Annotated in this window: 19 protein-coding genes; 12 read left to right on the plus strand and 7 right to left on the minus strand. The window is 61.5% G+C overall.

The window, feature by feature from the left end:
• Nucleotides 1-446 precede the first annotated feature (446 nt).
• The 3 genes from B7X65_RS04065 to B7X65_RS04075 all read left to right on the plus strand — a co-directional run bounded on the left by B7X65_RS04065 (nucleotide 447) and on the right by B7X65_RS04075 (nucleotide 3532).
• Nucleotides 447-1277 (plus strand): urease accessory protein UreD, encoded by an 831-nt coding sequence (locus B7X65_RS04065; RefSeq protein WP_293592913.1) that lies wholly within the window; start codon nucleotides 447-449, stop codon nucleotides 1275-1277.
• A 127-nt stretch (nucleotides 1278-1404) separates the two neighbouring features.
• On the plus strand, nucleotides 1405-2211 hold the full coding sequence (locus B7X65_RS04070; RefSeq protein WP_293592915.1) for a M48 family metallopeptidase: 807 nt from the start codon (nucleotides 1405-1407) through the stop codon (nucleotides 2209-2211).
• Nucleotides 2212-2320: 109 nt separating this feature from the next.
• Nucleotides 2321-3532: a cation:proton antiporter gene (locus tag B7X65_RS04075; RefSeq protein WP_293592917.1), complete on the plus strand. Its 1212-nt coding sequence runs from the start codon at nucleotides 2321-2323 to the stop codon at nucleotides 3530-3532.
• Between the two features lie 13 nt (nucleotides 3533-3545).
• Here the strand turns inward: B7X65_RS04075 and urtE are convergent, their stop codons facing one another.
• The 5 genes from urtE to urtA form a co-directional block, all read right to left on the minus strand.
• Nucleotides 3546-4238: an urea ABC transporter ATP-binding subunit UrtE gene (gene urtE / locus B7X65_RS04080; protein WP_293592919.1), complete on the minus strand. Its 693-nt coding sequence runs from the start codon at nucleotides 4236-4238 to the stop codon at nucleotides 3546-3548.
• A 666-nt stretch (nucleotides 4239-4904) separates the two neighbouring features.
• On the minus strand, nucleotides 4905-5786 hold the full coding sequence (urtD, locus tag B7X65_RS04085; protein ID WP_293592921.1) for an urea ABC transporter ATP-binding protein UrtD: 882 nt from the start codon (nucleotides 5784-5786) through the stop codon (nucleotides 4905-4907).
• Nucleotides 5783-6892 (minus strand): urea ABC transporter permease subunit UrtC, encoded by a 1110-nt coding sequence (gene urtC, locus B7X65_RS04090; RefSeq protein ID WP_293592923.1) that lies wholly within the window; start codon nucleotides 6890-6892, stop codon nucleotides 5783-5785. The genes urtD and urtC overlap by 4 nt, the downstream gene beginning before the upstream one ends.
• A gap of 14 nt (nucleotides 6893-6906) precedes the next feature.
• Entirely contained in the window at nucleotides 6907-8481 is a 1575-nt protein-coding gene (gene urtB, locus B7X65_RS04095) for an urea ABC transporter permease subunit UrtB (protein WP_293592925.1), read from the minus strand.
• Between the two features lie 201 nt (nucleotides 8482-8682).
• Nucleotides 8683-9960 carry an urea ABC transporter substrate-binding protein gene (gene urtA / locus B7X65_RS04100; RefSeq protein ID WP_293592927.1) on the minus strand — a complete coding sequence of 426 codons (1278 nt, stop codon included), beginning with the start codon at nucleotides 9958-9960 and terminating at the stop codon, nucleotides 8683-8685.
• Between the two features lie 220 nt (nucleotides 9961-10180).
• Between urtA and B7X65_RS04105 the strand changes: the two genes are divergently transcribed.
• Entirely contained in the window at nucleotides 10181-10606 is a 426-nt protein-coding gene (locus B7X65_RS04105) for a hypothetical protein (RefSeq protein WP_293592929.1), read from the plus strand.
• A 69-nt stretch (nucleotides 10607-10675) separates the two neighbouring features.
• Here the strand turns inward: B7X65_RS04105 and B7X65_RS04110 are convergent, their stop codons facing one another.
• Nucleotides 10676-11770 carry an AI-2E family transporter gene (locus tag B7X65_RS04110; protein WP_293592931.1) on the minus strand — a complete coding sequence of 365 codons (1095 nt, stop codon included), beginning with the start codon at nucleotides 11768-11770 and terminating at the stop codon, nucleotides 10676-10678.
• A gap of 319 nt (nucleotides 11771-12089) precedes the next feature.
• On the opposite strand from B7X65_RS04110, the gene B7X65_RS04115 reads away from it, so the two are divergent.
• Together B7X65_RS04115 and B7X65_RS04120 are read left to right on the plus strand one after the other, a co-directional pair.
• On the plus strand, nucleotides 12090-12497 hold the full coding sequence (locus B7X65_RS04115) for an EF-hand domain-containing protein (RefSeq protein WP_293592933.1): 408 nt from the start codon (nucleotides 12090-12092) through the stop codon (nucleotides 12495-12497).
• 464 nt (nucleotides 12498-12961) lie between these two features.
• Entirely contained in the window at nucleotides 12962-13513 is a 552-nt protein-coding gene (locus tag B7X65_RS04120) for a hypothetical protein (RefSeq protein WP_293592935.1), read from the plus strand.
• A gap of 63 nt (nucleotides 13514-13576) precedes the next feature.
• On the opposite strand, the gene B7X65_RS04125 is transcribed toward B7X65_RS04120, so the two are convergent.
• A complete protein-coding gene (locus B7X65_RS04125; protein WP_293592937.1) occupies nucleotides 13577-18757 on the minus strand; it encodes a PAS domain S-box protein in 5181 nt (1726 codons plus the stop codon).
• Between the two features lie 543 nt (nucleotides 18758-19300).
• Here B7X65_RS04125 and B7X65_RS04130 point away from each other — a divergent pair.
• From B7X65_RS04130 to B7X65_RS04155, 6 genes are read left to right on the plus strand one after another with little or no spacing between them, the layout of a single operon-like run.
• On the plus strand, nucleotides 19301-19687 hold the full coding sequence (locus B7X65_RS04130; protein WP_293593022.1) for a type IV pilin protein: 387 nt from the start codon (nucleotides 19301-19303) through the stop codon (nucleotides 19685-19687).
• Nucleotides 19688-19696: 9 nt separating this feature from the next.
• Nucleotides 19697-20170, plus strand: coding sequence for a GspH/FimT family pseudopilin (locus B7X65_RS04135; protein WP_293592939.1), 474 nt, complete (start codon nucleotides 19697-19699; stop codon nucleotides 20168-20170).
• Nucleotides 20167-20694 (plus strand): type IV pilus modification protein PilV, encoded by a 528-nt coding sequence (locus tag B7X65_RS04140; protein WP_293592941.1) that lies wholly within the window; start codon nucleotides 20167-20169, stop codon nucleotides 20692-20694. The genes B7X65_RS04135 and B7X65_RS04140 overlap by 4 nt, the downstream gene beginning before the upstream one ends.
• Nucleotides 20691-21707: a PilW family protein gene (locus B7X65_RS04145; protein WP_293592943.1), complete on the plus strand. Its 1017-nt coding sequence runs from the start codon at nucleotides 20691-20693 to the stop codon at nucleotides 21705-21707. The genes B7X65_RS04140 and B7X65_RS04145 overlap by 4 nt, the downstream gene beginning before the upstream one ends.
• The gene (locus B7X65_RS04150; protein ID WP_293592945.1) at nucleotides 21704-22264 is read left to right on the plus strand and encodes a pilus assembly PilX N-terminal domain-containing protein; all 561 of its coding nucleotides are present in this window, start codon (nucleotides 21704-21706) and stop codon (nucleotides 22262-22264) included. The genes B7X65_RS04145 and B7X65_RS04150 overlap by 4 nt, the downstream gene beginning before the upstream one ends.
• A 17-nt stretch (nucleotides 22265-22281) precedes the next feature.
• Entirely contained in the window at nucleotides 22282-25305 is a 3024-nt protein-coding gene (locus tag B7X65_RS04155; RefSeq protein ID WP_293592947.1) for a PilC/PilY family type IV pilus protein, read from the plus strand.
• Nucleotides 25306-25341: the final 36 nt, after the last annotated feature.

Here is a 25341-nt window from a genome sequence, read left to right on the forward strand (position 1 = left end):
GCGGATCAGGGCTCGCGATTGTCTGAGCCGAAGGCGAGTTCGAGCGAGACCCCGCTTTTACCGAGCACCGCAGGTTGCCCGTAGCGAAGCGGAGGGACCCAGACCATCGGGTCGCCTTCTCTTTGCTTACTTTCTCTTGGCGAAGCAAGAGAAAGTAAGTCGCCCGCCGGGGCGAGACCCGGCTTGCTGGCAAAACCGCACCGCAAGAGGGAAAGACGGCTTCGACAAGCCCAGCCCGAACAGTGATTGAACTCAGATCTGGATTGCTGGCGCCCGCCGGGCGAGTCCCGGCTTGCAGGCACACCCCGTCACCCGGAGCTACATCCGCTCAGCATCTATTTATAAGCCAAAACCGCCTCCAACCCATGCCAGCAAAGCGCAAGCAGCTACAAATTCAATAGCACCCGACACATTGAGCCATGCCATAGCCGCGTTAAACTCGCCGCATGGCCTGGAACGCAACGCTCTCTCTCGACTACACCTTGCAGGCCAGCAAGACGATTGCGCACTTCCGCCACGACGGCCCGCTGCGCATTCTGCAAAGCCTCTACCCCGAAGGCGACGCCGTGTGCCACAACGTGCTGGTGCATCCACCGGGCGGCCTGGTGGGCGGCGACACGCTGGACATCGCGGTCACGGCGGCAGCCGGCAGCCACGGCCTGATCACCACGCCCGGCGCCACGCGCTTTTACCGGTCAGCGGGTGAAACCGCCCTGCAGCGCACCCGCCTGCGCCTGGAAGCCGGCGCCCGCGCCGAATGGCTGCCGATGGAGGCGCTGTGTTACAGCGGCTGCCTGGCCGAAAACCACCTGACGCTGGATCTGGCACCCGGGGCTGAACTGATGGGCTGGGATGTCACCGCTCTCGGCCTGCCCAGTGCCAACCAGCCCTTTGAACAAGGCAACTTTTGCCAGCACATCGAGTTACCCGGCGTCTGGCTGGAACGTGCTCGCATCCGGGCCGACGACCTGCTGCTGATGAACAGCCCGCTGGGCCTGGCCGGCCAGCGCTGCATCGCCACCTTGTTTTTTTCCGCCGGCAGCAAGCTCGACCGCCAGCGCCGGCAACTGGCTCTGGATCTGGCGCGGCAGGTGCTGGAGGCGCACCCGCTGAACGCCACCGCAGGCGCCACCAGCCCCGATGCGCAGGTGGTGGTCGTGCGGGTGCTGGCGCCCCTGGTCGAGCCGGCCATGGTCCTGCTCAAACAAGTCTGGAAGGTCTGGCGCCAGCACTTCTGGGAAAAAGACGCGCCCAGCCCGCGCATCTGGTCGGCCTGATCGTCACGACGGATCTGCCGTCTGCGGCCTACACCCTGTTTGCGGGCCGTCCTACCGGGCGCGGGCACCAGCGGCGCAAAATCGGGGGCGGCATTGCCCCCCATCAACATTGATCTGCGAGACGCTCATGAAAACCTTTCTGACCCCTGCCCTGGTGGCCGTTACCCTGCTGTTCACCGGATGCGCCAGCACCACCGAAGGCGGTGCCGTTGGTGCGTCGCGCTCGCAGCTTCTGCTGGTGTCATCCGCGGAGCTGGACCAGATGGCGGCCCAAAGTTACGCCAAGCTCAAGGCCGAAGCCAGCGCCAAAGGCACGCTCAACACCAATGCGGCCATGCTGGCCCGCGTGCGCGCAGTGGCCGCCCGCATAGAACCGCAGACAGCGGTGTTCCGCGCCGACGCACCGCGCTGGCAGTGGGAGGTCAACCTGATCACCAGCGACCAGCTCAATGCCTTCTGCATGCCTGGCGGAAAAATCATGTTCTACACCGGTCTGGTTTCCAGACTCAACCTCAGTGATGACGAAATTGCTGTCGTGATGGGCCACGAAATCGCCCATGCCCTGCGCGAGCACTCGCGCGAACAGGTGTCCCAGGCAGCGGCCGCACAGACCGCCATCGGCATCGGCACCCAGTTGCTGGGTCTGGGTGGAGGCACCTCACAGATCACGGAAGCCGCCTACGAGGCCCTGGTGGCTACACGTTTCAGCCGTTCGCATGAAAGCGAAGCCGACCGCATCGGCCTGGAACTGACGGCACGCGCCGGCTACAACCCCCAGGCCGGCGTGAGCCTGTGGCAGAAAATGGCCAGTGCAGGCAGCACCGGCGGCGGCGTCGATTTTCTGAGCAGCCACCCCACCGATAGCAGCCGCGTGCAGCAGATCCAGGCCTTGCTGCCAACGGTGATGCCGCTGTACCAGGCGACGCGCCGCTAAACTTGTCATTCCAGACCTGACGCGCAAGCCCCCACATTGCCGCTGTCAGGTCAGGCACGGCGCGCAGGCGTGCGCCTGCGGCAGCAACAAAAACAATACGGGGAAAGCCATGCCCGCAGCCATGACCACGACCGAGATCTACCTGATCGCCATGGCGATCATCTTCACGGTTCCCTACCTGATCTGGCGGATCTTCAAGACCGACTACTACGCGCCGCTGGTGGTGGTGCAGATCATTGCCGGCATCCTGCTCGGTCCCGGCATCCTGGGCAAGCTCTACCCCGACTACTACACCTTCGTGTTCAGCGCGCCTGTCGTGCAGTCGCTCAACGGCATCGCCTGGTGGGCGGTGATGGTGTTTGTCTGGATCGCCGGCATCGAACTCGACCTGAAAAAAGCCTGGGCACACCGGCGTGAGAGCACCATCACCGCCGGCCTGGCGCTGGGCACCCCGCTGTTGTTCGGCTGCGCGGCCGCCGCCGGCATGCTGATGTACGAGGGCTGGGTCGGCCCGCAGGGCATGCGCTGGCAGTTTGTCATGGGCGTGGGCATGGCCTGCGCCGTCACCGCGCTGCCCATCCTGATCCTGCTGATGGAAAAGCTTGCCATCCTGCGCCAACCCATCGGCCAGCGCATCCTGCGTTACGCCAGCCTGGACGACATCGCGATCTGGGGCGTGCTGGCGCTGATCCTGATGGACTGGGAGCGGGTCGGCCGCCAGGGCAGCTTTCTTGCGGCCTTTGCCTTGCTCGCCTATGTCTTCCGGAAGTTGATGCTGTGGGTGCCGGAACGCGACCGCTGGTATGCCGGACTCGTCTGGCTCATCCTCTGCGCCCTGGGTGCCGACTGGGCCGGCCTGCACTTCATGGTGGGCGCCTTCCTGGCGGGCGCCATCATGGACGGCGATTGGTTCAACCAGGAACACATGGATATGTTGCGCCACCATGTGCTGCTGGTGATGATGCCGGTTTTTTTCCTGAGCACCGGCCTGCGCACCAACTGGTCGATGGGTGGCGAAGCCGTATTCATCGCTGCGGCGGTACTGCTGGTGGCTTCGGTGGCCGGCAAGCTGGTCGGCGTCCATATCGCCGGCAAGGTACTCAAGTGGGCGCCAGGCGAGAGTTCCATCATCGGCTGGCTGCTGCAGACCAAGGCGCTGATCATGATCATTTTTGCCAACATCCTGCTGGACAAAGGCATCATCACCAACGCAACCTTCACGGCGCTGCTGCTGATGGCGATTGCCAGCACCATGTTGACGGTGCCGGTGGTTGCGCCCAGGCTTCAGCGCATGAAAGAGATTATTTTCAGGGCGAAGTGAAGACCCGCAGCCGCTAGATGGCGACGAGCTGCCGCACGCCATTGGCCTGCATGTCCTTGCCCTGGCCGCGCGCGATAAACTCGCCGCGCTCCATCACCAGGTAATCGTCGGCCAGTTCTTCCGCAAAATCGTAGTACTGCTCGACCAGCAGGATGGCCATGTCGCCGCGGTCGGCCAGCATGCGGATCACGCGGCCGATGTCCTTGATGATGCTGGGCTGGATACCCTCGGTCGGCTCGTCCAGGATCAGCAGCTTGGGCTTGGCCGCCAGTGCGCGCGCAATCGCGAGCTGCTGCTGCTGCCCGCCCGAGAGGTCGCCGCCACGCCGGTTCAGCATCTGCTTCAAAACTGGAAACAGCTCGTACAGCTCGGCCGGAATCGGCGTACTCGCACTTTTGTAGGCCAAGCCCATGCGCAGGTTTTCCTCGACCGTCAGGCGCGCAAAAATCTCGCGACCTTGCGGCACAAAACCGATGCCGGCGCGCGCGCGTTCATACGGCGTGGCGTTCTGGATGGCCTTGCCGTCGAAATCGATGCTGCCGGTCTTGATAGGCACCAGACCCATCAGCGATTTGAGCAGGGTGGTCTTGCCGACGCCGTTGCGGCCGAGCAGCACGGTGACCTTGCCGAGGTGGGCTTGCAGGCTCACGTCGCGCAGGATGTGGGAGCCGCCGTAATACTGGTTGATGTTTTTGACGTTTAGCATTTGGTGATCTCCATCGCGCTTCTTGGAGCTTCGGAGCCATAGTGGTTCGCCAACAGGCCGGGGGTAGCCCGGCGGCTACTCACTTTCTTTTGCTTCGCCAAAAGAAAGTAAGCAAAGAAAAGGCGCCCCTGCTGTCTGCGTCCCCCTTCGCTTAAGCTACGGGGACAACCTGCGGTGCTCGGTCCAGCCGGGGCCGGGCTCGAACTCGCCTTCGGCTCAGACAATCGCCCGTCCTGATCCGTCTGGCCCTGCGCTCCTCGGCGCAGCCAGAAGGGGGGTGGGGTCAGGAGCGGGTTCGGAATCGGAATCGGGTACGCAGTCGGGCTCCGGCGAGGACGCGCAAAGCGCGTCCTCGCCTCCCCGCACCCGTATTCGCTCCCCAACCCGTCGGGCCGGGCCGAGGAGCACAGCCGAAAGCGGATCAGGGCGAGCGATTGTCTGAGCGTAGCGAGTTCGAGCTCGACCCCGCTTTCGGCGAGCACCGCAGGTTGCCCGCAGCGAAGCGAAGGGACCCGGACCATCGGGTCGCCTTTTCTTTTGCTTACTTTTCTTTTGGCGACGCAAAAGAAAAGTGAGTTGCCGCCGGGCAACCCCCGGCTTGCTGGCGAACCTCCAATGCACGAGGCAAAGACGGCTCCGACAGGCTCCGTCTGAACGAACCGAGGATCAGCGCCCAAGGTACACCTCAATCACCCGTTCATCCGCCTGCACCTGGTCCAGCGTGCCCTGCGCCAGCACAGAGCCATCACACAACACCGTGACGATCTCGGAAATCGTCTTGATGAAACTCATGTCGTGCTCCACCACCATCAGCGAATGTTTGCCCTTGAGCGTGAGAAACAGTTCAGCGGTGCGGGCGGTTTCCTCGTCCGTCATGCCGGCCACCGGCTCGTCGAGCAACAGAAGCTTCGGGTCCTGCATCAGCAGCATGCCGATCTCCAGCCACTGCTTTTGCCCATGGCTCAGGTTGCCAGCCATGCGGCCCACGCTGTCGGCCAGGTGTATCGTGACCAGGACCTCGGCCAGGCGGTCGCTTTGCGCGGAGTCGAGCTTGAAAAACACCGACGATTTCACGCCCTTGTTGGTCTTGAGTGCGAGTTCGAGGTTCTCGAACACCGTGAGTTGCTCGAACACCGTGGGCTTCTGGAACTTGCGGCCAATGCCGAGCTGCGCGATCTGCGGCTCGGTGTGGCGCAGCAAATCAATCGTGCTCCCGAAAAACACCGTGCCTTCGTCGGGCCGGGTCTTGCCGGTGATGATGTCCATCATCGTGGTCTTGCCGGCGCCGTTGGGACCGATGATGCAGCGCAGCTCGCCCGGTGCAATGTCGAGCGAGAGTTTGTTGATGGCCTTGAAACCGTCAAAACTCACGCTCACGTCTTCGAGGTACAAAATGCGGCCGTGTGTCACGTCCACCTCGCCGGGCGTGGCAACGCGGCCTGTGCTGGCGTTGCGCCCGCCCGATTCGGTGTTGGACTTGCTCGCCTCCAGGGCCGCGCGGCGTTTTTCAATACGTGCGGCACCCTGCTCCAGAAGATCGGGCGTCATTTCTCACCCCCTTTGCGGAGTTTCTTGATCAACCCAACCACACCGTTCGGCAGGAACAGCGTGACTGCAATGAACAGCATGCCCAGGAAATACAGCCAGTACTCGGGGTAGGCCACCGTCAGCCAGCTCTTGGCGCCGTTGACGATGAAGGCGCCGAGGATGGGGCCGATCAGGGTGGCGCGCCCGCCGACCGCGGCCCAGATCGCCATTTCGATCGAGTTGGCCGGGCTCATCTCGCTCGGGTTGATGATGCCGACCTGCGGCACGTACAGCGCGCCGGCAATGCCGCACATCACGGCCGACAGGGTCCAGATGGTCAGCTTGTAGCCGATCGGGTTGTAGCCCGAGAACATCACGCGGGTCTCGGCGTCGCGAATCGCCTGCAACACGCGCCCGAACTTGCTGCGCACCAGCCACTTGGCAAACAGAAAGAAGCCGAGCAGGGCCAGGCCGGTGATGACGAACAGCCCCATGCGCATGGTGGGCGTGGCAATCGGCGTATCGAGGATGCGCTTGAAGTCGGTGAAACCGTTGTTGCCGCCGAAACCGGTTTCATTGCGGAAGAACAGCAGCATGGCCGCAAAGGTCATGGCCTGGGTGATGATGGAAAAATACACGCCCTTGATGCGTGAACGGAAAGCGAAGTAGCCAAACACAAAGGCGACCAGCCCGGGCACCAGCACGATCAGGAACAGCGTGGCGACGAAACTGTCGCTGAAGGACCAATGCCAGGGCAACTCCTTCCAGTCGAGAAATACCATGAAGTCGGGCAAGTCGCTTTTGTAGTTGCCGTCGCGGCCGATCTGGCGCATCAGGTACATGCCCATGGCGTAACCTCCCAGCGCGAAGAACAGGCCATGCCCGAGCGACAGGATGCCGGTATAGCCCCAGATCAGATCCATGGCCAGCGCCACGATGGCGTAACACATGATCTTGCCGAGCAGCGCCACCGCGTAGGTGCTCATGTGGAACATGCTGCTCTCCGGCACCAGCAAGTTCAGCACAGGCGCCAGCGCGCAGACCAGCAGCAGCGACAGCATGAAGGCGCTCCAGCCGGCGCGCGTGAGCAAGGGGCCTTTGGCAGGTAGAACGAGAGAGGAGGTCATGGGCAGGCTCATATTTACGCTTCAGCGGAGCGGCCCTTCATCGCAAAAATGCCTTGCGGGCGTTTTTGAATGAAGATGATGATGAGCACCAGCACCGCAATCTTGGCCAGCACCGCACCGGTCCAGCCTTCGAGGAATTTGTTCAGGATACCCAGGCCCATGGCCGCATAGACGGTGCCGGCCAGCTGGCCCACACCGCCCAGCACTACCACCATGAAGGCATCGACGATGTAGCCCTGGCCCAGGTCCGGGCCGACGTTGCCGACCTGGCTCAACGCGCAGCCGGCCAGGCCCGCAATGCCTGAGCCGAGTGCAAACGCATAGGTGTCCACCCGCGCGGTGTTCACACCCATGCAGGAAGCAATCGGCCTGTTCTGCGTGACGCCGCGCACAAACAGGCCCAGCCGCGTCCTGCTGATCAGCCAGGCCATGCCCAGCAGCACCGCAATCGCAAAGCCGATGATGACCAGGCGGTTGTAAGGCAGCGACAGATTGCCCAGCACCTGCACACCGCCGCTCATCCAGACCGGGTTCTCCACGCCGACGTTTTGTGCGCCGAAGATGGAACGCACCAGTTGCTGCAGCATCAGGCTGATACCCCAGGTGGCCAGCAGCGTCTCGAGTGGGCGACCGTAAAGAAAACGGATCACGCCGCGTTCCAATGCCGCACCCATCAGCGCCGAGGCCATGAAAGCCACCGGCACGGCCGCCAGCAGGTACCAGTCGAACAGGCCGGGCAGATACTTCTGGAACAGGCCCTGCACCACGTAGGTGGCGTAGGCGCCAATCATCATGAGTTCGCCGTGCGCCATGTTGATGACGCCCATCAGGCCGTAGGTGATGGCCAGGCCCAGCGCCACCAGCAGCAGGATGCTGCCCAGACTGATCCCGCTGAAGATGGCACCGAGCTTGTCGCCCCAGGCCAGCGCCGACTCGACCTTGCGCAGCGAGCCTTGCAGCGCGCTCTTGACCTCGGCGTCGTCCTCTTCCGCCAGGCGTGCGATCAGCACCGTCTTGCTGATCGGGTTGTTGCTGCCCGACAGGCGGGCCGCGGCTTCCAGGCGTTTGCGCTTGTCGCTGCTACCCAGCAGGATGGTGGCGCGCACCATCTCTAACTGGGTCTTGAGCGCAGGAACCGTCTCGGCCGCGTACGCTTTCTCGATCAGCGGCAGGCGGACTTCATCGGCACCGCCAGACAGCGTCTTGATCGCCTCGGCGCGGACCTTTTCATCCTTGGAGAATAATTTGAGTGAGGCCAGCGCATTGTCCAGCTCGCCACGCATCAGGTTGTTGTTGATCACGTCCTCGGCCTCGGCAGGCACCGGCAACTCGGCACCGCTGACAGGGTCGTAGCCCTTGTCGTCCTTGATGACAAACACCTTGTCGCCGGCCGTCTTCACCGCGTCGTCGGCCAGGGCCTGGATAAAGGCAGCAGTTTTTTCGTCAGGCACGGCCGAGGCCTTGACCAGCGCCTCGACCCGGGCTTCGGTCTCACCCAGCGCCATGCCCCTGACCTCTTCCGGCGTCAAGGCGTGTGCACCGGCGGACAGTAAAAAAGCGGCAAATAAAAGAAGTGTGCGCATCATCATGGTAAAGAACCTGTAGGGTGGGCACGGTAGCGCGCCGGTGCGGCTCGCTGCGGTGCACAGACTGCAACTTCCTTGGAAAAAAATAATCCGATTCATGCACCGGAGTAGTGCAAGAATTGGGCCAGACCAAAAAAAGCCGCACCTGTTTCTGCAACCCAGGTGCGGCTTGCACCGCAGGTCGACAGACCTGCGGCAGCGGCCTTATTTGCTGGCCATTTTTGCCGGCTCGTCAGGCTTCTTGTCGTTGCCTTCGATGTACGGGCTCCATGGCTTGGCTTTCACCGGGCCAGGTGTCTTCCACACCACGTTGAACTGGCCGTCGGCCTTGATCTCGCCGATAAACACCGACTTGTGGAGGTGGTGGTTTTTCTCGTCCATCTTGGAGACGATGCCCGACGGTGCCTTGAAAGTCTGGCCAGCCATGGCGGCAATCACCTTGTCGGTGTCGGTGGACTTGGCTTTCTCGACCGCCTGCTTCCACATGTTGATGCCGATGTAGGTGGCTTCCATCGGATCGTTGGTCAGCGGCTTGTCCTTGTGGCCGGCGATACCCTTGGCCTTCGCGTAGGTCGACCATTTCTTGATGAACTCGGTGTTGGCCGGGCTCTTGATGGACTGGAAGTAGTTCCAGGCAGCCAGGTGGCCGACCAGCGGTTTCGTGTCCACGCCGCGCAGCTCTTCTTCACCCACGGAGAAAGCGACAACTGGCACATCCTTGGCCTTCAGGCCGGCGTTGCCCAGTTCCTTGTAGAAAGGAACGTTGGAGTCGCCATTGATGGTGGAGACCACAGCGGTTTTGCCGCCAGCAGAGAATTTCTTCACGTCAGCCACGATGGTCTGGTAGTCGGAATGGCCGAACGGTGTGTATTTCTCATCGATGTCGCTGTCCTTCACACCCTTGCTCTTCAGGTAGGCGCGCAGGATCTTGTTGGTGGTGCGTGGGTACACATAGTCGGTGCCCAGCAGCACCCAGCGCTTGGCGCCGCCGCCGGCCTTGCTCATCAGGTAGTCCACGGCAGGAATGGCTTGCTGGTTGGGTGCTGCACCGGTGTAGAACACGTTCTTGGACAGCTCTTCACCTTCGTACTGCACGGGGTAGAACAGCAGGCCGTTCATTTCTTCAACCACCGGGAGTACCGACTTGCGCGACACCGAGGTCCAGCAGCCAAAAATCACCGAAACCTTGTCCTGGCCGAGCAACTGCTTGGTTTTTTCAGCAAACAGGGGCCAGTTGGAGGCAGGGTCCACGATCACGGGCTCGAGCTTCTTGCCCATCACGCCGCCCTTGGCGTTGATTTCGTCAATCGCCATCAGCACGGTGTCTTTCAACACGGTTTCCGAAATGGCCATGGTGCCCGACAGGCTGTGCAGAATGCCCACCTTGATGGTGCCGCCCGACTGGGCATGGGCTGGCAGGACAGAGAGGCCCGCCAGGGCGACGGCGGCGCTCAGCGCCTTGAGGGTAAAACGACGTTGCATGTGTGCTTCTCCGGTAGGTAAGTAGTTCGCGTTTCGCCTCGCACAGCCACCAGGGAAGGGACTTTTGCGAAGCGATGAGGCGATTCTGGGCACCGGCAGGGGATTGGGGAATACGCCGGGTGGCGTATGCGCAAGAGGATCACAACGAGCGCTTGCTCGCTGCCAAGCCAGTCACACACCCTCCTTTGACATTTATCTTCATCCGGTTCAGGATGGCGTGATGCTCATCAAATTTTCACCCTCCCTGTTCGCGGCCATGGCCGTTTCCGGCTTTTTGGTCGGCTGCCAATCTGCGGGGCAACCCGCCAACATGCCACCCTTCGGCTCGATGGCGCAAATCACGTCCATCTCGCCCGACACCACCAGGGTTCTTCGCGCCGGCGAACAAGTCAGGCTGAGGGTTGACGTCAGTCATGTCCTGACCTCGCCATCGGGAACAATCAAACTTCTCGTTCTCGCGGCCGACAGTTCGGAGCTTGGCCAGGATGTCAAGGTGATCACCAAGGGAAGTGGAAAGTCCACGCTGGAAACCCAATTCACCGTCCCGGGCACCACGGAAATTCGCGTGTTTGCACCGCTGATTGTTCAGGGAGAAAGCTCGGGCTCAGCAGCGGATGGCCGATCCTACAAGGTGGTTCCCCGTTGAGGGTGGGTCCGGCACTTCCCGACACCTGACTCCGAAACTGGTCCACCAGGAGATGCCGTTACGCAGACGTCACGGCCGCTTGGGCGGCTCGGCCACCTGCGCCTGCCGCGCCTTGGAAAACAGACCCCAGGCGGCCATGAACATCGCCGCGATCACGGGGCCGATGACAAAGCCGTTCAGGCCGAACAGCGCCATACCGCCCAGCGTGGACACCAGCACCACGTAGTCGGGCATCTTGGTGTCCTTGCCGACCAGCACCGGGCGCAGGATGTTGTCCACCAGGCCGATGACCAGCACGCCGAAGGCGATCAGCACCACGCCCTGGACGATGGCCCCCGTGGCCAGGAAATAAATCGCGACGGGCAGCCACACCATGGCGGCCCCGACAGCCGGCAGCAACGACAAAAAGGCCATCAGCGTGCCCCACAGCACCGGTGCATGCACACCCAGCACCCACAGGATCAGACCGCCCAGCGCGCCCTGGATCAGGGCCACCACGATGTTGCCCTTGACCGTGGCGCGAATGACCGTGGTGAACTTGGCTGACAGCTTGCGCTTGACCTCCGCATTGAGCGGCACGGCATCCTTGATGCGCATGACCAGGGCCGAACCGTCGAGCAGCAGGAAAAACAGCAGGTAGAGCATGACAAAAAAACTGACGAAAAAGTCGAAAGTGCCCTGGCCGATACTCAAGGCCTGCGTGGCAAAAAACTGGCTGCCCTTGGTCAGCCCTTCCGTGATCCGTTGCTGCACCAGCCCGAAGTTGTTCATGCCGAAGCGATCGAGCAGACTGGTGATCCAGGCCGGCAGGGCCTCGTAGACCTGCTGGAAGTAACGCGCCACACTGAGTTCACCCGACTGCAGGCGCTGGTAGACGCCACCGCCTTCCTGGATCAGCAGCGCGGTCACAATGCCCACCGGCAAAATGACCGCCACCAGGATGACCAGCAGTGTGAGCAACGCGGCGCCGACGCGCCTGGCCGGCATGGCCCTGAGCACGCGCAGGTACAGCGGCTTGAACATGATGGCCAGCACCGCAGCCCAGAACACCGCCCCGTAAAACGGCCAGAGTATCCACAGGAAGGCCACCGAAACGGCCAGCAGCACAAGCAGGAAGGTCTTGTCTTCAAGCGCGGTGGATGTCGCTTCGTCGGGGAGGTTCATGGCTTCGCGGTTCCTGCTGGATGGGGGTATCGCCCACCGCACAGACGCCACCGGGAAGACCGGTTTTTTGTTTGCGCGGTAGCGCTTCCCGATGATCGCACCACCGATGGGGCTGCTCGCCAGCCCAGGGGGTTGCAACTTGTGGGACAGGCCGGACAGTTGCTGTCAGCGGGCAGCCCGAACAGCCTGGTGAGCGCAAAGAAATGTGTCCCGATCCTCCACGGATGTAAAGTCACGCAACACCGTGCAACCTTGCTGGCGCCGGCACGTCTATTGGCGTTCAATGGTGCTCATGTTTGCCACTACCGTCAGGAAACCCATGACTTTGACCACCGCTTCACGGGGCGCATCTCGTACCCCGACCCGGACCCTCCTCGCCCTCGCCCTCGCCCTCGCCACTGCAGCGGCAGCCCTGCTGGCGCCGGCCGCACACGCCCAGCCGGCCGCGGCAGCGCCAGCCACGTCGCCAGCGGTTCAGGCACAGCCTGCGCCGTCCACCTCGGTAGTCTCCACGGCATCGGCCTCTACCGAACCCAGATACACCACCGGTGACATCGCGCGGGCATTCAGTTTCATGGACACCAACAAGGACGGCAAGATCAGCCGAGAAGAGGCCTCCGGCTTTCGCGGCGTGGCCAGGCACTTTGATGAAGCCGACACGAACAAGGACCGCACCCTGTCGCACCAGGAGTTCGAAAGCGCGTTGAATCAGGCCAAAAGCCGCTGACTGGAAAATCACGGCGGGAACGCTCCCTGATTGATAGCGCCTTCGGCTTTCCCGTATTGGGCTACAGCCCTTTTTGGCATCCCGTTCTGTGTCCTCCGCTTCGGCTTTCCCGTATTGGGCTACAGCCCTTTTTGGCATCCCGTTCTGTGTCCTCCGGCATCTGCGCATCGGCGCTCGCAATCGGCAAGTGCGATGACTTCAGCAGCCTGTGCGCCGCGCTGCAACGTCTGTTGGGCCATGCTCCGCGTCCAGCACTGGCCAGCTTCTCCGGCTGGGTCTGGCTTTCAACCCTGGTGAGCGACTCGGCACGCCTCGCGCGACGGGCGCCTGGCTGTAGGACAACATCGCCGGAAGGCCCCCTATCAGCCAAATCGGACAACAAAATCAAGGGTGACGCGTTATAAAGTATTCAACCAAGCACCGGACCCAGGCCCGGCCGATTAGCTAGCTACCAAGGTCACATCATGAACACGAAACAACTGCATCAACTTCGCGCGCTGCCCCTCGTTTTGGCGTTTGCGTTCGCGGCAGGCTCCACCTGGGCCCAGAAACCCGAATGGGCCGGCCAGGGCAAAGGCGGAAAGCAGGAGCAAAACGAACGTTCCGGCGGCAAACCGGACAAAGCCGAACGCGGCGACAAGGGCAACGGCAACAACAAGGGCGGCCAGCAGGCCCGCCCGGCGCAACAGGACGTCCGGGTCGGCGCTTACTTCGGCGACCAGCAGCGCGTGGTGATCCGCGACTACTACGGCAAGCAGTACAAGGCAGGTCGCTGCCCTCCCGGCCTGGCCAAGAAAAACAATGGCTGCATGCCTCCGGGGCAGGCCAAAAAATGGGCCATGGGCCAGCCGCTGCCGCGTGACGTGGTGTTTTACCCGGTGCCCAACGCCGTGCTGATCCAGCTGGGCACGCCCCCTGCCGGCCACAAATATGTGCGCGTGGCCAGCGACATTCTGCTGATCGCCGTGGGAACCAGCATGGTGGTGGACGCCATTCAGGACCTGGGCCGGATGTAAACACCCTGAGGCGGGCTTGCGGCAGCAGGCCCGCCGCTCAAAGGCGGGGCACCCTTGCTTCGATCAGCGCGTCTGGCTGAGAACCCGCTGCAGCGTCTGCAGCAACTCATCGTTCGAGGTTTGCGCCTTGACCAGCACGGCAGCGGCCCGGGTTCCCTGGGCGCGGTCCACCTCGCTGGCCGAGAAAACCACGACCGGCGGCGGCCGCTCCAGCGCTTCGATGTCGGCCAGCAGATCCCAGCCTGATTCACCGGGCAGGCTCAGATCGAGCAGGATCAGGTCGTAGGTCCGCGCCGCCAGGCATGCGCGGGCTTCCTGCAGCGTGGCGGCAAATTCAAAGGTGGCGAAGTCCTGCACGATCGCTGCCGTGATGCGCTGGATATCCAGATCGTCTTCAACATGCAGGATGCGGGGCTTACCCTCGGCCATGCCCTTCATCGCATGGCGCAGACTGCGGATCAGCAGATTTTCATCAATCGGCTTTTCGAGCCAGTCGGAAACCGTCAGCGACTGGTTGTTGAACTGGATCTGGCCCTCCCCGGCCATGGCCGACACCACCACAATGGGCAGATCCCGCGTGCCTTCCTGGCTGCGCAGGGTGCGGATGAGCGTGATGCCATCCTGGTCGGGCAGCTTGAGGTCCAGCGTCATCGCGGCATACCGGTTGGCCGCCAGGTGGGCCATCGCCTCGGAGGCGCTGTAAACCATGTCGCTGTCAAAGCCGCCCTTGTCCAGCATCATCGCGATCAGGCGGGCAATGTCTCTATCGTCTTCGCAGATCAGCACGCATGGCCGGGTGAAAACCCGGGTTTCTACGGGAAGGCGCGGTGCAGCCTCTTTCCATTCGGGCAGTTCAAAGAAGAACGTGGAGCCCACGCCGACTTTGCTGTCAAAACCCACGCTGCCGCCGAGGCGTTCGACAATCGCCCTGGAAATATTCAGGCCCAGCCCGGTGCCGCCCTTCTGGCGCGTGTCGGACGAATCCGCCTGGGAAAACTTCTGGAAGATGCGCTTGCGGAATTCTTCCGGAACGCCTGGCCCATGATCACGCACTTCCACCCGCACGCCGAGGCCGGCGCGTTTGACATCGACCTCCACCACCCCGCCCGGCGGTGAATATTTCATCGCGTTGGACAGCAGGTTGGTCACGACCTGGGCCAGGCGGTCAGTGTCCACATGAACCCGCAGGTCACCCTCCGGAAAATTCAGGCGCAAGCTGACGTTCTGCGCAGCCCCAAAACCTTCGTTGGCCGCCAGCACCTGTACCAGCAAGGGCTGGAGGTCGACCACCTGCAGGTCCAGGCGCATCTTGCCGGACTCGATCTTTTCGATGTCGAGGATGTCGTTGATCAGACGGATCAGTCGCTCGCAGTTGTTCCTGGCAATGTCCACCAGGGTCTTGACGCGCTCCGGCAACTCGCCGGCCACGCCGCCGGAGATCAGCCCCAGCGAACCACGGATGGAGGTGAGCGGCGTGCGCAACTCGTGACTGACCGTGGAGACAAATTCGCTCTTCATGCGGTCGATGCGCTTGAGTTCGGTCACATCGGTCGCCAGCGAATAAAACCCGATGACCTCGCCTTCTTCCTTGCCGTCGCCGTAACGTGGAAAATAATTGACCACGTAGTCGCGGTGGTCGCCGCGTGCGGTTTTCTGGGTGCGCTCGTAGACCACCGGGTAACCCGACAGGACCTCGTCTACCTGGGCGCGCACGACCTGGTAAAGCTCCTCGCCCATGACCTCGAGCAGGGTTTTTCCGTCGATCTGCTCATGCGACAGGCCAAACCCTTCTTCATAGGCCCGGTTGTGAAAGCGAAAGCGCTGCGCCTTGTCGACATAGGCGATCAGGGCCGGCACGGTGTCCGTGATCTCGCGCAACTGCTGCTCGCTGTCCCGCAGCGCGTTACTCACGCGGTGCATCTCGGTGGTGTCGCGGCCGGTTCCGTGGTACCCGGTAAAACGACCGGACGAATCGAAGATCGGCTCCCCGCTGATGCTGATATGACGAACACTTCCCTTGCGGCCAAGCAGGGAAATTTCCAGGTCGCGAAAAACCTCGTGCCGCGCGAGCTGTGCCTTGTGGCCCTCCCAGACACGGTCATCCATGTCCACATGGTTCAGCTCCCAGGGCGTCTTGCCGATGGCGTCGCGGGAAATTGCCGACAGCCGGGTCGCCTCGCCTGGAACCGGAACAAAACGGAAATTTTCATCCTGCTGCCAGAACCAGTCGGACGACAGCTCGGTCAGTGCGCGAAAGCGCTCTTCACTCTCGCGCAGGATGCGTTCGGCCTCTTTTCGTTCGGTGGTGTCCTGCACCTGGACAATGAAGTGCAGCGGCTTGCGGTCAGGGTCGCGCACCAGCGAACACGTCAGAGAGCCCCAGACAATATGTCCGGACTTGTGGATATAGCGCTTTTCCCGCTGGTAGGTTTCAATCTCGCCGTCCAGCGCCCTTTTTCGCTGCAGCAGATCCCATTCGATGTCGTCCGGATGGGTGAGGTCGTGCACGGTGCGGGCCAGCATCTCCGCTTCGGAGTAGCCGAGCATCTGGCAAAAGGCACTGTTGACCCGGATCCGGCGGGAGTTGATGGCGATCAGCGCCATGCCGATCGCTGCATGCTCGAAAGCACTGCTGAACTGCTGGTCGCCGGCGGAAAAAATATCGTTGTCACTGCTGATCAGCGAACCCGCCGTATCCCGGGCGGCCGGGCCGGTGTCCCTGAACAGGTGGCGTGAGCGGGGCAGGGCCAGCGCGATGCCCGCGTCTTCTCCGGAAACATCGTCACCCGGCAAGGCATTGCCCTGGTCGCTTCCGAGCGTGAAATAAAACGTGCTGCCTTCGCCCAACACGGAACTTGCCCAGATCCGCCCGCCGTGACGAATGATGATGCGTTTGACCGTGGCCAGGCCGATGCCGCTGCCAGCAAACTCTTCCGGCGAATGCAGGCGCTGGAAAGTGCCGAACAGCTTGTCGGCATAAGCCATGTCGAATCCCGCGCCGTTGTCCCGGACAAAATACACCGGCGGCTGGTCGGCAACGGTTTCCCTGCCGATCATGATCTCCGTGCGGGTCTTTTTCGCACTGAACTTCCAGGCGTTACTGATCAGGTTCTCAAGCACCTGCCGGATCAGCGAGACGTCCGCGCGGGCCAGCATGCCGGGCTCGACGGTCACCTGAACCTCGCGACCGGGCTCGGTCTCCGACAATTGTGCGACAACCCGGGCTGCCTCGGCACCGAGGTCCACAGTCTCCCAGTTCAGGCTGGTGCGCGACAGCCTGGCAAGCAGCAGCAACCCGTCGGTGAGTTCGCCCATGCGCCGCACACCGCCGCGTATCCGGCTCAGGTAATGGTTCGCACGTTCGTCGGCCTGCGGCGACACCGCCTTTTGCAGCAAGGCACAGTAGCCGTCGATGGAACTCAGCGGGGAACGCAGGTCGTGCGCCACGGAATAGGAGAAAGCCTCCAGCTCCGTGTTGGCCGCCTCCAGCTGGGCGGTCCTGCGCGAGACCCGGTTTTCCAGGTCGACGTTGAGCCGGACAATTTCCATCTCGGCGCGCTTGCGCTCGGTGATGTCGGTGAAAGTGCTGACAAACCCGGACGGGGCGTCGCGGGCATTGTCAAACAACGGCCTCACATTGATCAGTACCCACAAATCCCTGCCGTCGGGCTTGCGGTAACAGACCACCACGTTTGACTGCGGCAGGCCCTTGCGCCTGGCCACCGCACTGGGCCGTTCATCCTCGGCCATCAGCGAACCGTCTTCGCGCAGCGTCTGCCACTCCGGCCCGACAAGGGTCTGGCCTCGCATCTGGGCCAGGGTCTGGCCAAGAATGCGTTCGGCACTGGCATTGCAGTCGAGGATCCGCCCCTCGGCATCCCGCATGATGACACCTTCGGCCAGCGCGCCCACCACGCTGCGAAAGCGTGCTTCACTGGCTACCAGCGCCGCTTCAGTCTGTTTGCGCGCGGTGATGTCGGTGCCCACGCCGCGGTAACCCGTGAATTTCCCGTCCATGTCAAACACGGGCTCGCCACTGATGGAGAAAAAGATGCGCGTGCCGTCCAGGTCCACGCGCTCGTATTCGAAGTCGCGGAAAGTTTCGTGGTTTTCCAGCTGCGCGCGATGCACCGCCCAGGCCGCCTTGTTGCGTGGGTTATCGTCGATGTCCCAACGCGTCCGGCCGATGTATTCGCTGATCAGGACCTGTCCTCCCGGGCCGGCGGGAAGCCGGCCAAAACGGGCCGCGCCGCTGGACATCCGGGTGAAGCGGAACTGGTCGTCCAGTTCCCAGTACCAGTCGGAGGAAAGCTGGGTCAGGCTGCGAAAGCGTTCCTGGCTGTCGCGCAGGCGGGCCTCGGCCGCCAGCCGTCCGGTGACATCCCCGCTGGTGACCAGCATATGGGTGACCGTGCCGCTGGCATCTTTCAGCGGAACCTTGCGCATGTGAACGCGGATGGCGCCGCGGTGTTTTGTCACGGTCAGCCGGTCGGGCAGGTCCTGCATGACGCCTGCTGCAACCAGCTCGAGGTCGGCGGCGTGCATGCGGTCTGCGTCCTCCTTCGGCCAGAGATCGTGCACCGTGCGGCCCATCGCCTCTTCGCGGGTCACCCCGTACAGGGCCGCGGCGGCCTTGTTCCAGCCCACAATCCTGAACCCGTCCTGCACGGACTTCAGTTGCAGGGCAATCGGCAGGTTGTCAACCACTTCATCGAGGAAGCTCGCGGCCTGCCGCTCGGCTTCTTCCGAGCGTTTGATCGCGCTGATGTCATGCACCGTCCCCCGATAACCGAGGAAGCGGTTCTGGTCGTCGAAAACGGGGATGCCACTGACCGACAGGTAGTGCGGCAAGTCGTCGCCGAGCTTGCGCATGTATTCGAAATTGCGAAACGGCTGATGCGCATCCAGCACGGCGCGGTGCGCCTCCCAGGACCCGTTAAAGGGCACCGCACCGACCAGCTCCCACCGGCGCCTGCCGATGTTGCTGTCCCGTTCGATATCGAGCTCGGTGGCCGCCTGCTCCCCGGAAAACCTGACGAAACGATGCTCTACATCCTGTTCCCAGTACCAGTCCGCGGATATCGTGGCCAGGTCGCGCAATCCCTGCGCGCTGCGCCTGAGCAAATCGGCCTCGCGCTTTTGTTCGGCAAGCATCCGATCGAGCTGGTCGTTGGCGCTCTCAAGTTCAAGCAGCCGCGCCTTCAGGCGACGGTTTTCTTCGGCGAGGTCTTCGTTGTGCTTCACTCGAGTACCTTCAATGCCCCGGCCTCGGGAGAACGGCACGCGGGAGCAGAAGACCGCAGTGCGGAACTTCGCAAAAAAACTGCCACCGCAGTGGCGGCGGTCTGTGCTTCATGTCCTGTCTTTTGTCCTTGTTTCTAAAAGCGCATCCTCGAACAAAACACGCCATCCATGCCTGCAAGTTTCCGCCACTTATGCCGGATTGATATCGGGGTAGTCCCTTTTTTAGCAGTGCTCGTGCAGGCGCCAGAGCCGTTACTTCTGGCCGCGCATCACCTTTCAGCAAAACTTGCAGTGAACACATGCAAAAGACACACATAGTTACATTCAGCCATTTTTTGCCTGTTTTTTAGGCGTTATTTGTCCGATATTTTCATATTTGTAACTTTTTGTAAACATCACTCTGTGACATATTGCTTTAAACTTTAGTTTGCATCAATGTGCTACCTATTAGGAAATTTTCGCCTCTAATAAGAACCTATTTCTATCGAATTTGGCGAATATTTTTAATTTATCAAATTTCACAATTATGGAGTTTTGATTAAGATGGCACCTAGCCGAGGGTTCACCCTCATTGAACTAATGATCACGGTTGCCGTCATTGGCATCCTGGCGGCCGTCGCTTATCCCGCCTACCTTGACCAGGTTCGTAAAGCAAGGCGTGCAGAAGCTCAGGCCGCCTTGCTGAACATCAGCGCGCGACAGCAGCAAATGCTGCTGGACACACGCAGCTATGCCGCCGACACCACGGCCCTGAATGTTTCCATCCCAGCCACCGTCCAGCAGACCTACACGATTTCCTTGACGGTAGGGACGGCAACCGTGCCGACCTTCACGGCAACAGCCACACCGACGGGAGCCCAGGCGGCAGACAAATGCGGCATCCTGAGCATCACCCAGACAGGTACAAAATCCCCCACCACTTGCTGGTGAGACCCCATCATGAAACTTGCGAAAACGCGGATCAATGCAGGTTTTACGCTCATTGAACTCATGGTGGCAGTGGCCATTCTGGCTGTCCTTGCATCGCTGGCAAGCCCCTCGTTCCGGCAGCTCCTGGCAGCGCAGCGGGTGCGGGCCACGGCCTACAGCATAGTCAGTGACCTGGTTCTGGCAAGAAGCGAGGCCGTCAAGCGAGGGGAAAGCGTCACGCTCACTCCTTCAACTGCCGACTGGGCCGGCGGCTGGAATGTCAAGGTCGCGTCCAGCGCCGAAGTTCTCAGCGCGCAAAACGGCGTAGGGAGCGGGGTGGTCTTTACCACCGCTCCCACCACGATCACCTTTGACCGCAACGGCAGAAGCACCTCCGACACAGTCGTGCGCTTTGGCTTGTCTGACGGAAGTACCCGCTGGCGATGCATCTCGCTGGATCCGTCCGGGCGGCCGAAAAGTGCGACCACGGAGTGCCCGGCATGATGAAATCCCAAAACCAGCAAGGTGCGGCAATGATGGAGCTGCTCATTGCCATGTTGATCATTGCCTTTGGCGTCCTCGGCTTTGTCGGCCTGCAGGCACAGACGGCCCTGTCCCAACTCGAGGGCTACCAGCGGTCGCAGGCGCTGATTCTGATCAGCGACATCTCCGAACGTATCGCCTTGAATCGCGCGAACGCCGCAGCCTACGTGGGCAACAACATCGGCACCAGTGATCCCGGCGACTGCACCACCCTGGCCGACCGTGCTGCCAGGGATCTCTGCGAATGGAGCCTGTCGTTGCAGGGTGCGGCCGAAGTCCAGGGCACAGCCAAGCTCGGGGCCATGACGGGCGCGCGGGGCTGCATTACCAGTCCTGCGGCCAACCAGTATCTGATCAGCATTGCGTGGCAAGGTGTTCAGGCAACCGGTGCACCTCCCAACGCTTGCGGCCAGGACGCCTATTCCAGCGAGAACCTGCGCAGGACAGTGACCACCGTTGTACAGATCGCCACACTTGCATCATGACCGCGATGAAGCGTTATTCCGGTTACCGCTCAGGAAAATCAACCAAGGGGTTTTCCCTGGTTGAACTAATGGTGTCTATCGCCATCGGCTTGATCCTGATCGCAGGGTTGGCCATGCTGTTTGCCAATAGCAGCCAGACCGGCCAGGAAATCGACAGGAGTATCCGCCAGATCGAAAATGGCCGCTACGCTCTCGAACTGATCGAGGAAGACGTCAGCGTGGCCGGGTACTACGGCGAAGTTTCCACAACGGGCATCTCCCTGGGGACGGCTCCAGCCTGCGCAACAGCCCTGGGGGATCTGGGGTGGAACAACGCGGCCCTGACCGCACCGGTTGCGCTGACAGGTTTCACCGCAACAGAAACAGCTGCGCTGAGCTGCCTGAGCAATCACAAGGCCGGCACGACTGCCATCGTTCTGCGGCGACTCGACACCACCCCAGCAACACCTGGAACCGGAACCAATGGAAGCGCTTATCTGCAAACTTCACGATGCAGCACGGACCCCAACGCCACCCGATTCATCCTTTCCGCCACGGCAGCCGATTTTTCATTGCGCGGCCTGGACTGCACAGCGGTCAACACCATCCACAGGTACATCACCCGGATTTATTACGTCGCCAGCTGTAACGAGTGCGGTACCGACACTGTTCCCACCCTCAAGCGGGCTGAACTCAGGGGGACAGCCATGGTCATCGTTCCCCTCGCAGAGGGCATTGAGGAAGTAGCGTACGACTATGGTTTTGACACGGATGGTGACGGCAGCCCCGATACCTACCTCACTGGTTTGAGCGGCGTCTCTGGCGCGGCTGACAACGACTGGAGCAATGTGGTCGGCGTGCGCATCAACCTGCTGTCGCGCAGCACCGAGCCCAGCGCCGGATTTACCGACGGAAAAACCTATTCACTGGGCCTTGCTGGAACACGTGGCCCCTTCACTGACAGCCATAAACGCCGCGCTTACACCGTTACAAGCCGCCTGAACAACGTGGCCGGCCCGAGAGAGATCCCATGAAAAAGCGATCGACACAACACGGAGCCACCTTGGTCGTGGCAATGATTTTTCTGATTCTCATGAGCCTGTTTGCCATCAGCGCATTCAAGAGTTCCACGGGCAATCTGCGGATCATCGGCAATATGCAGGCCCGCCAGGAGGCTATCGCCGTCGCCCAGCAAGCCATTGAACAGACGCTGAGTTCGTTTCTCTTCACGACAAGCCCGGAAACGGTGGCAGCCACACCGCTGCTTGTCGACATTGACGGCAATGGAAGCAATGACTACACCGCCAACCTGAATCCGCAACCCAATTGCTACCGTACCAAGGTCATCAAGACCACTGAGCTCAACCCTTCCCTGCCAGCAGATCTCGCTTGCCTGAAATCGAGCGTTGTCCAGCAGGGCGGGCTTGACATCATCGATGCCGCGGCGGATGCGGGAAATTCGCTTTGCGCGAACAGTGAATGGAACGTGGGCGCTGCGGTGACCGACCAGCGAACCGGAACGAAAGTTGCCGTTCATCAGGGTGTTGCGGTTCGAGTGCTCGAAACCGATGCGGCAAATCTCTGCCTGTGAAGAGAAAGTAGGACGATATGACCCATTCCGTCACCAGAAGGATTCAGCGGCTGGCTATCGCCGCGGGACTGATGGTTGCTGCATCTGTACAGGCCCAGTATTCGAGCGATATCGATATCTACAGCGGCCCGACGGCCCTCAACGATGCCCCCAACGTCCTGATCGTCCTGGACAACACCGCCAACTGGAATACGGCCTTTACCAACGAGGTCGCCGCTCTGGTGTCGACGGTCAATGCCTTGCCTGCCAACCGTTTTCGTGTCGGCTTGATGATGTTTACCGAAACGGGTGGGAGTGATTCAGGCAACGCCGGCGGGTATGTCCGCTCCGCTGTGCGGCTGCTCGATACCAACTACCAGACCAAATTCAAGGCCCTGCTCAACAGCCTGGACGCCTCCGGTGACAAATCCAACGGAGGCAAGGCGGGACTGACCATGGCGGAGGCCTACTACTACTTTGCCGCGAAAGCCCCTTATGCGGGCAACAACAAGGCCAAAACAGACTACACGGGAAACACTTCGGGCACTGTGGCCTCCAATGCCGTCTATGCGATCACGGGCAACGCGTTGACGTCCAAGTCCGGAACACCCTACGTCAGCCCGGTGCTCAATGACTGCCAGCGCAACTACATCATTTACATCAGCAACGGCGCAGTCCAGGACAATAACTCTGATACCAGCGAGGCATCCACCAGGCTGTCGGCTGCCTACACTGCCCTGGGGCTGACCCGGCCTGCGGACCTGAACCTCTCTCCCAGCGGCTCCCAGTCCGGTGTATCGGATGAATGGGCGCGCTTCATGAAGAAAAGTCCGCAAAACATTGCCACCTATACGCTGGACGTGGACAAGATCACGAACGGACAGGGCCCGGGCTGGTCAGCCATGCTCAGGAGCATGGCGAGCGCCAGCGGTGGCGAGTATTTCTCCGTCAGTTCAGGCACCGGTGCCGGCGCGGAAATCAGCAATGCCTTGACCCAGATATTCAACCAGATCCAGGCGGTAGACAGTGTGTTTTCATCTGCCAGCCTGCCCGTGAGCGTGAACGCTCGCGGCACTTTCCTGAATCAGATCTTCATGGGCATGTTTCGACCGGATGGCGACGCCCTTCCGCGTTGGCGCGGCAACCTGAAACAATACCAGTTCGGCTACGACCCCACCACTGACAGCCTGTTCCTGAGCGACAAAAACGGCAATCCGGCGATCAGCGGTGCAACCGGTTTTCTGTCGCCAGCAGCTGTTTCGTACTGGACCACCGACAGTACCTTCTGGGTGAACCAGCAACTGGGGACGCCGCTGTCAAGCTCCGACTCGCCCGACGGAGAGGTCGTGGAAAAAGGCGGTGTCGCCCAGCGGATCCGTTCGGCCTATGCCACGACCCAGACTGCCCGCAATGTCTACACCTGTCAGGCTTGTGCAGCCAACACCAATCTCGCCAGCACCGCTGCCGCACAGTTCAGTACAGCGACGAGCGGCATCACCACGTCCCTGCTGGGAGTATCCAGCACCACGGACCGGGACAACCTGATCAACTGGGTGAGGGGCGCGGACAACGCGGGCGATGAACAGGGCCCCGGCGGGACAGTCACGGTTCGTCCAAGCGCCCATGGCGACGTCCTGCATTCCCGTCCAGCGGTGGTGAACTACGGCGGCACCACCGGTGTCGTGGTGTTCTACGGTTCCAACGATGGCACCTTGCGTGCCGTCAATGGCAACCAGACCGGCACGGGCGCAGGCAATGAACTGTGGAGTTTCATACCGGAAGAACACTTTTCAAAACTGAACAGGCTGCGCGTCAATACGCCAAAAATACGCCTGTCGACCACTGTGGCTGGAACACCGACCACGTCCCTGACGCCTACATCGCGGGACTATTTTGTTGATGGGCCTATCGGCATTTACCAGAAGGTACTGGCCGACGGCACCAACGACAAGGTCTATCTTTACATCGCCATGCGCCGCGGCGGACGCATTCTCTATGCCCTGGACGTCACCACGCCTGCCGCGCCGAAATTTCTCTGGAAAAAAACCGAGGCGGACATTTCTGTTCTCGGCCAGACATGGTCCGAGCCCAAGGTCGCCAGGATACGGGGCAACGCCAACCCAGTCCTCATCATGGGCGCAGGGTATGACGCGGCTGCCGAAGATGTTTCACCTCAGGGCACGACGACCATGGGCAATGCTGTTCTGGTACTTGATGCCATCACAGGCGCCCTGCTGAAGAAATTCGATACCACGCGCAGTGTTCCCGCAGACGTTTCCCTGGTGGACGCCGACTTTGACGGTTATGTGGACCGCGCCTACGCCGTGGACATGGGTGGCAATGTATACAGGATTGACCTGGAGAAAACGGTCAGTGCAACCACAACCTCGGCCGTCAGCGATTGGGGCATCTACCAGCTCGCGGCGCTCTCTGGCAGTGGTACGCGAAAATTTTTCTATCCGCCTGATGTTGTTGTCACGAACAACTACACGGCGGTTCTGGTGGGCTCAGGCGACCGTGAGAAGCCGCTGGCCACCACCAGCACCGATGCGTTTTTCACCCTCTACGACACACTGACCGGGAAGGGCACGCCCAGCAGCGCCCCCACAGCCATCTCTTCGAGCAGTCTCGGCTTGGTCGGTTCGAGCGAAAGCCTGACCAATGGTTGCTACATTCCCATGGCAACCACTGGCGAGAAGATTGTGAATGCGCCGGTCTCCGTGGGCGGCATCACTTACTTCAGTACCAATCAGCCGGCGCCAGTGAGTACCAACGCGTGCAGCGCCAACCTGGGCATTGCCAAGGTCTACTCGGCCCCGCTGTTCTGCAAGGCAGCGGCCGCGCAGACACTGGTCGGCGGCGGCCTGCCGCCGAGTCCAGTCACTGGCACCGTGACGGTTTCCTACACCTCCCCCATCACCGGTGAAACAGCTACCAAGCGAGTGCCTTTCATCATCGGCGCGCCAAACAGCAAAGGCTCGGGCATTGAAGGCTCGAAGGTGACGCCAACCATCACACCGGTGCGCAAACGCCGTTACTGGTACCTGGAAAACGCCCGCTGACAAAAGGCCGCAGTCGCGTGCCCCCCCTCGCACCGC

Origin of the sequence: Polaromonas sp. 39-63-25, assembly GCF_002278925.1 — a bacterium.
GTDB lineage: Bacteria > Pseudomonadota > Gammaproteobacteria > Burkholderiales > Burkholderiaceae_C > Polaromonas.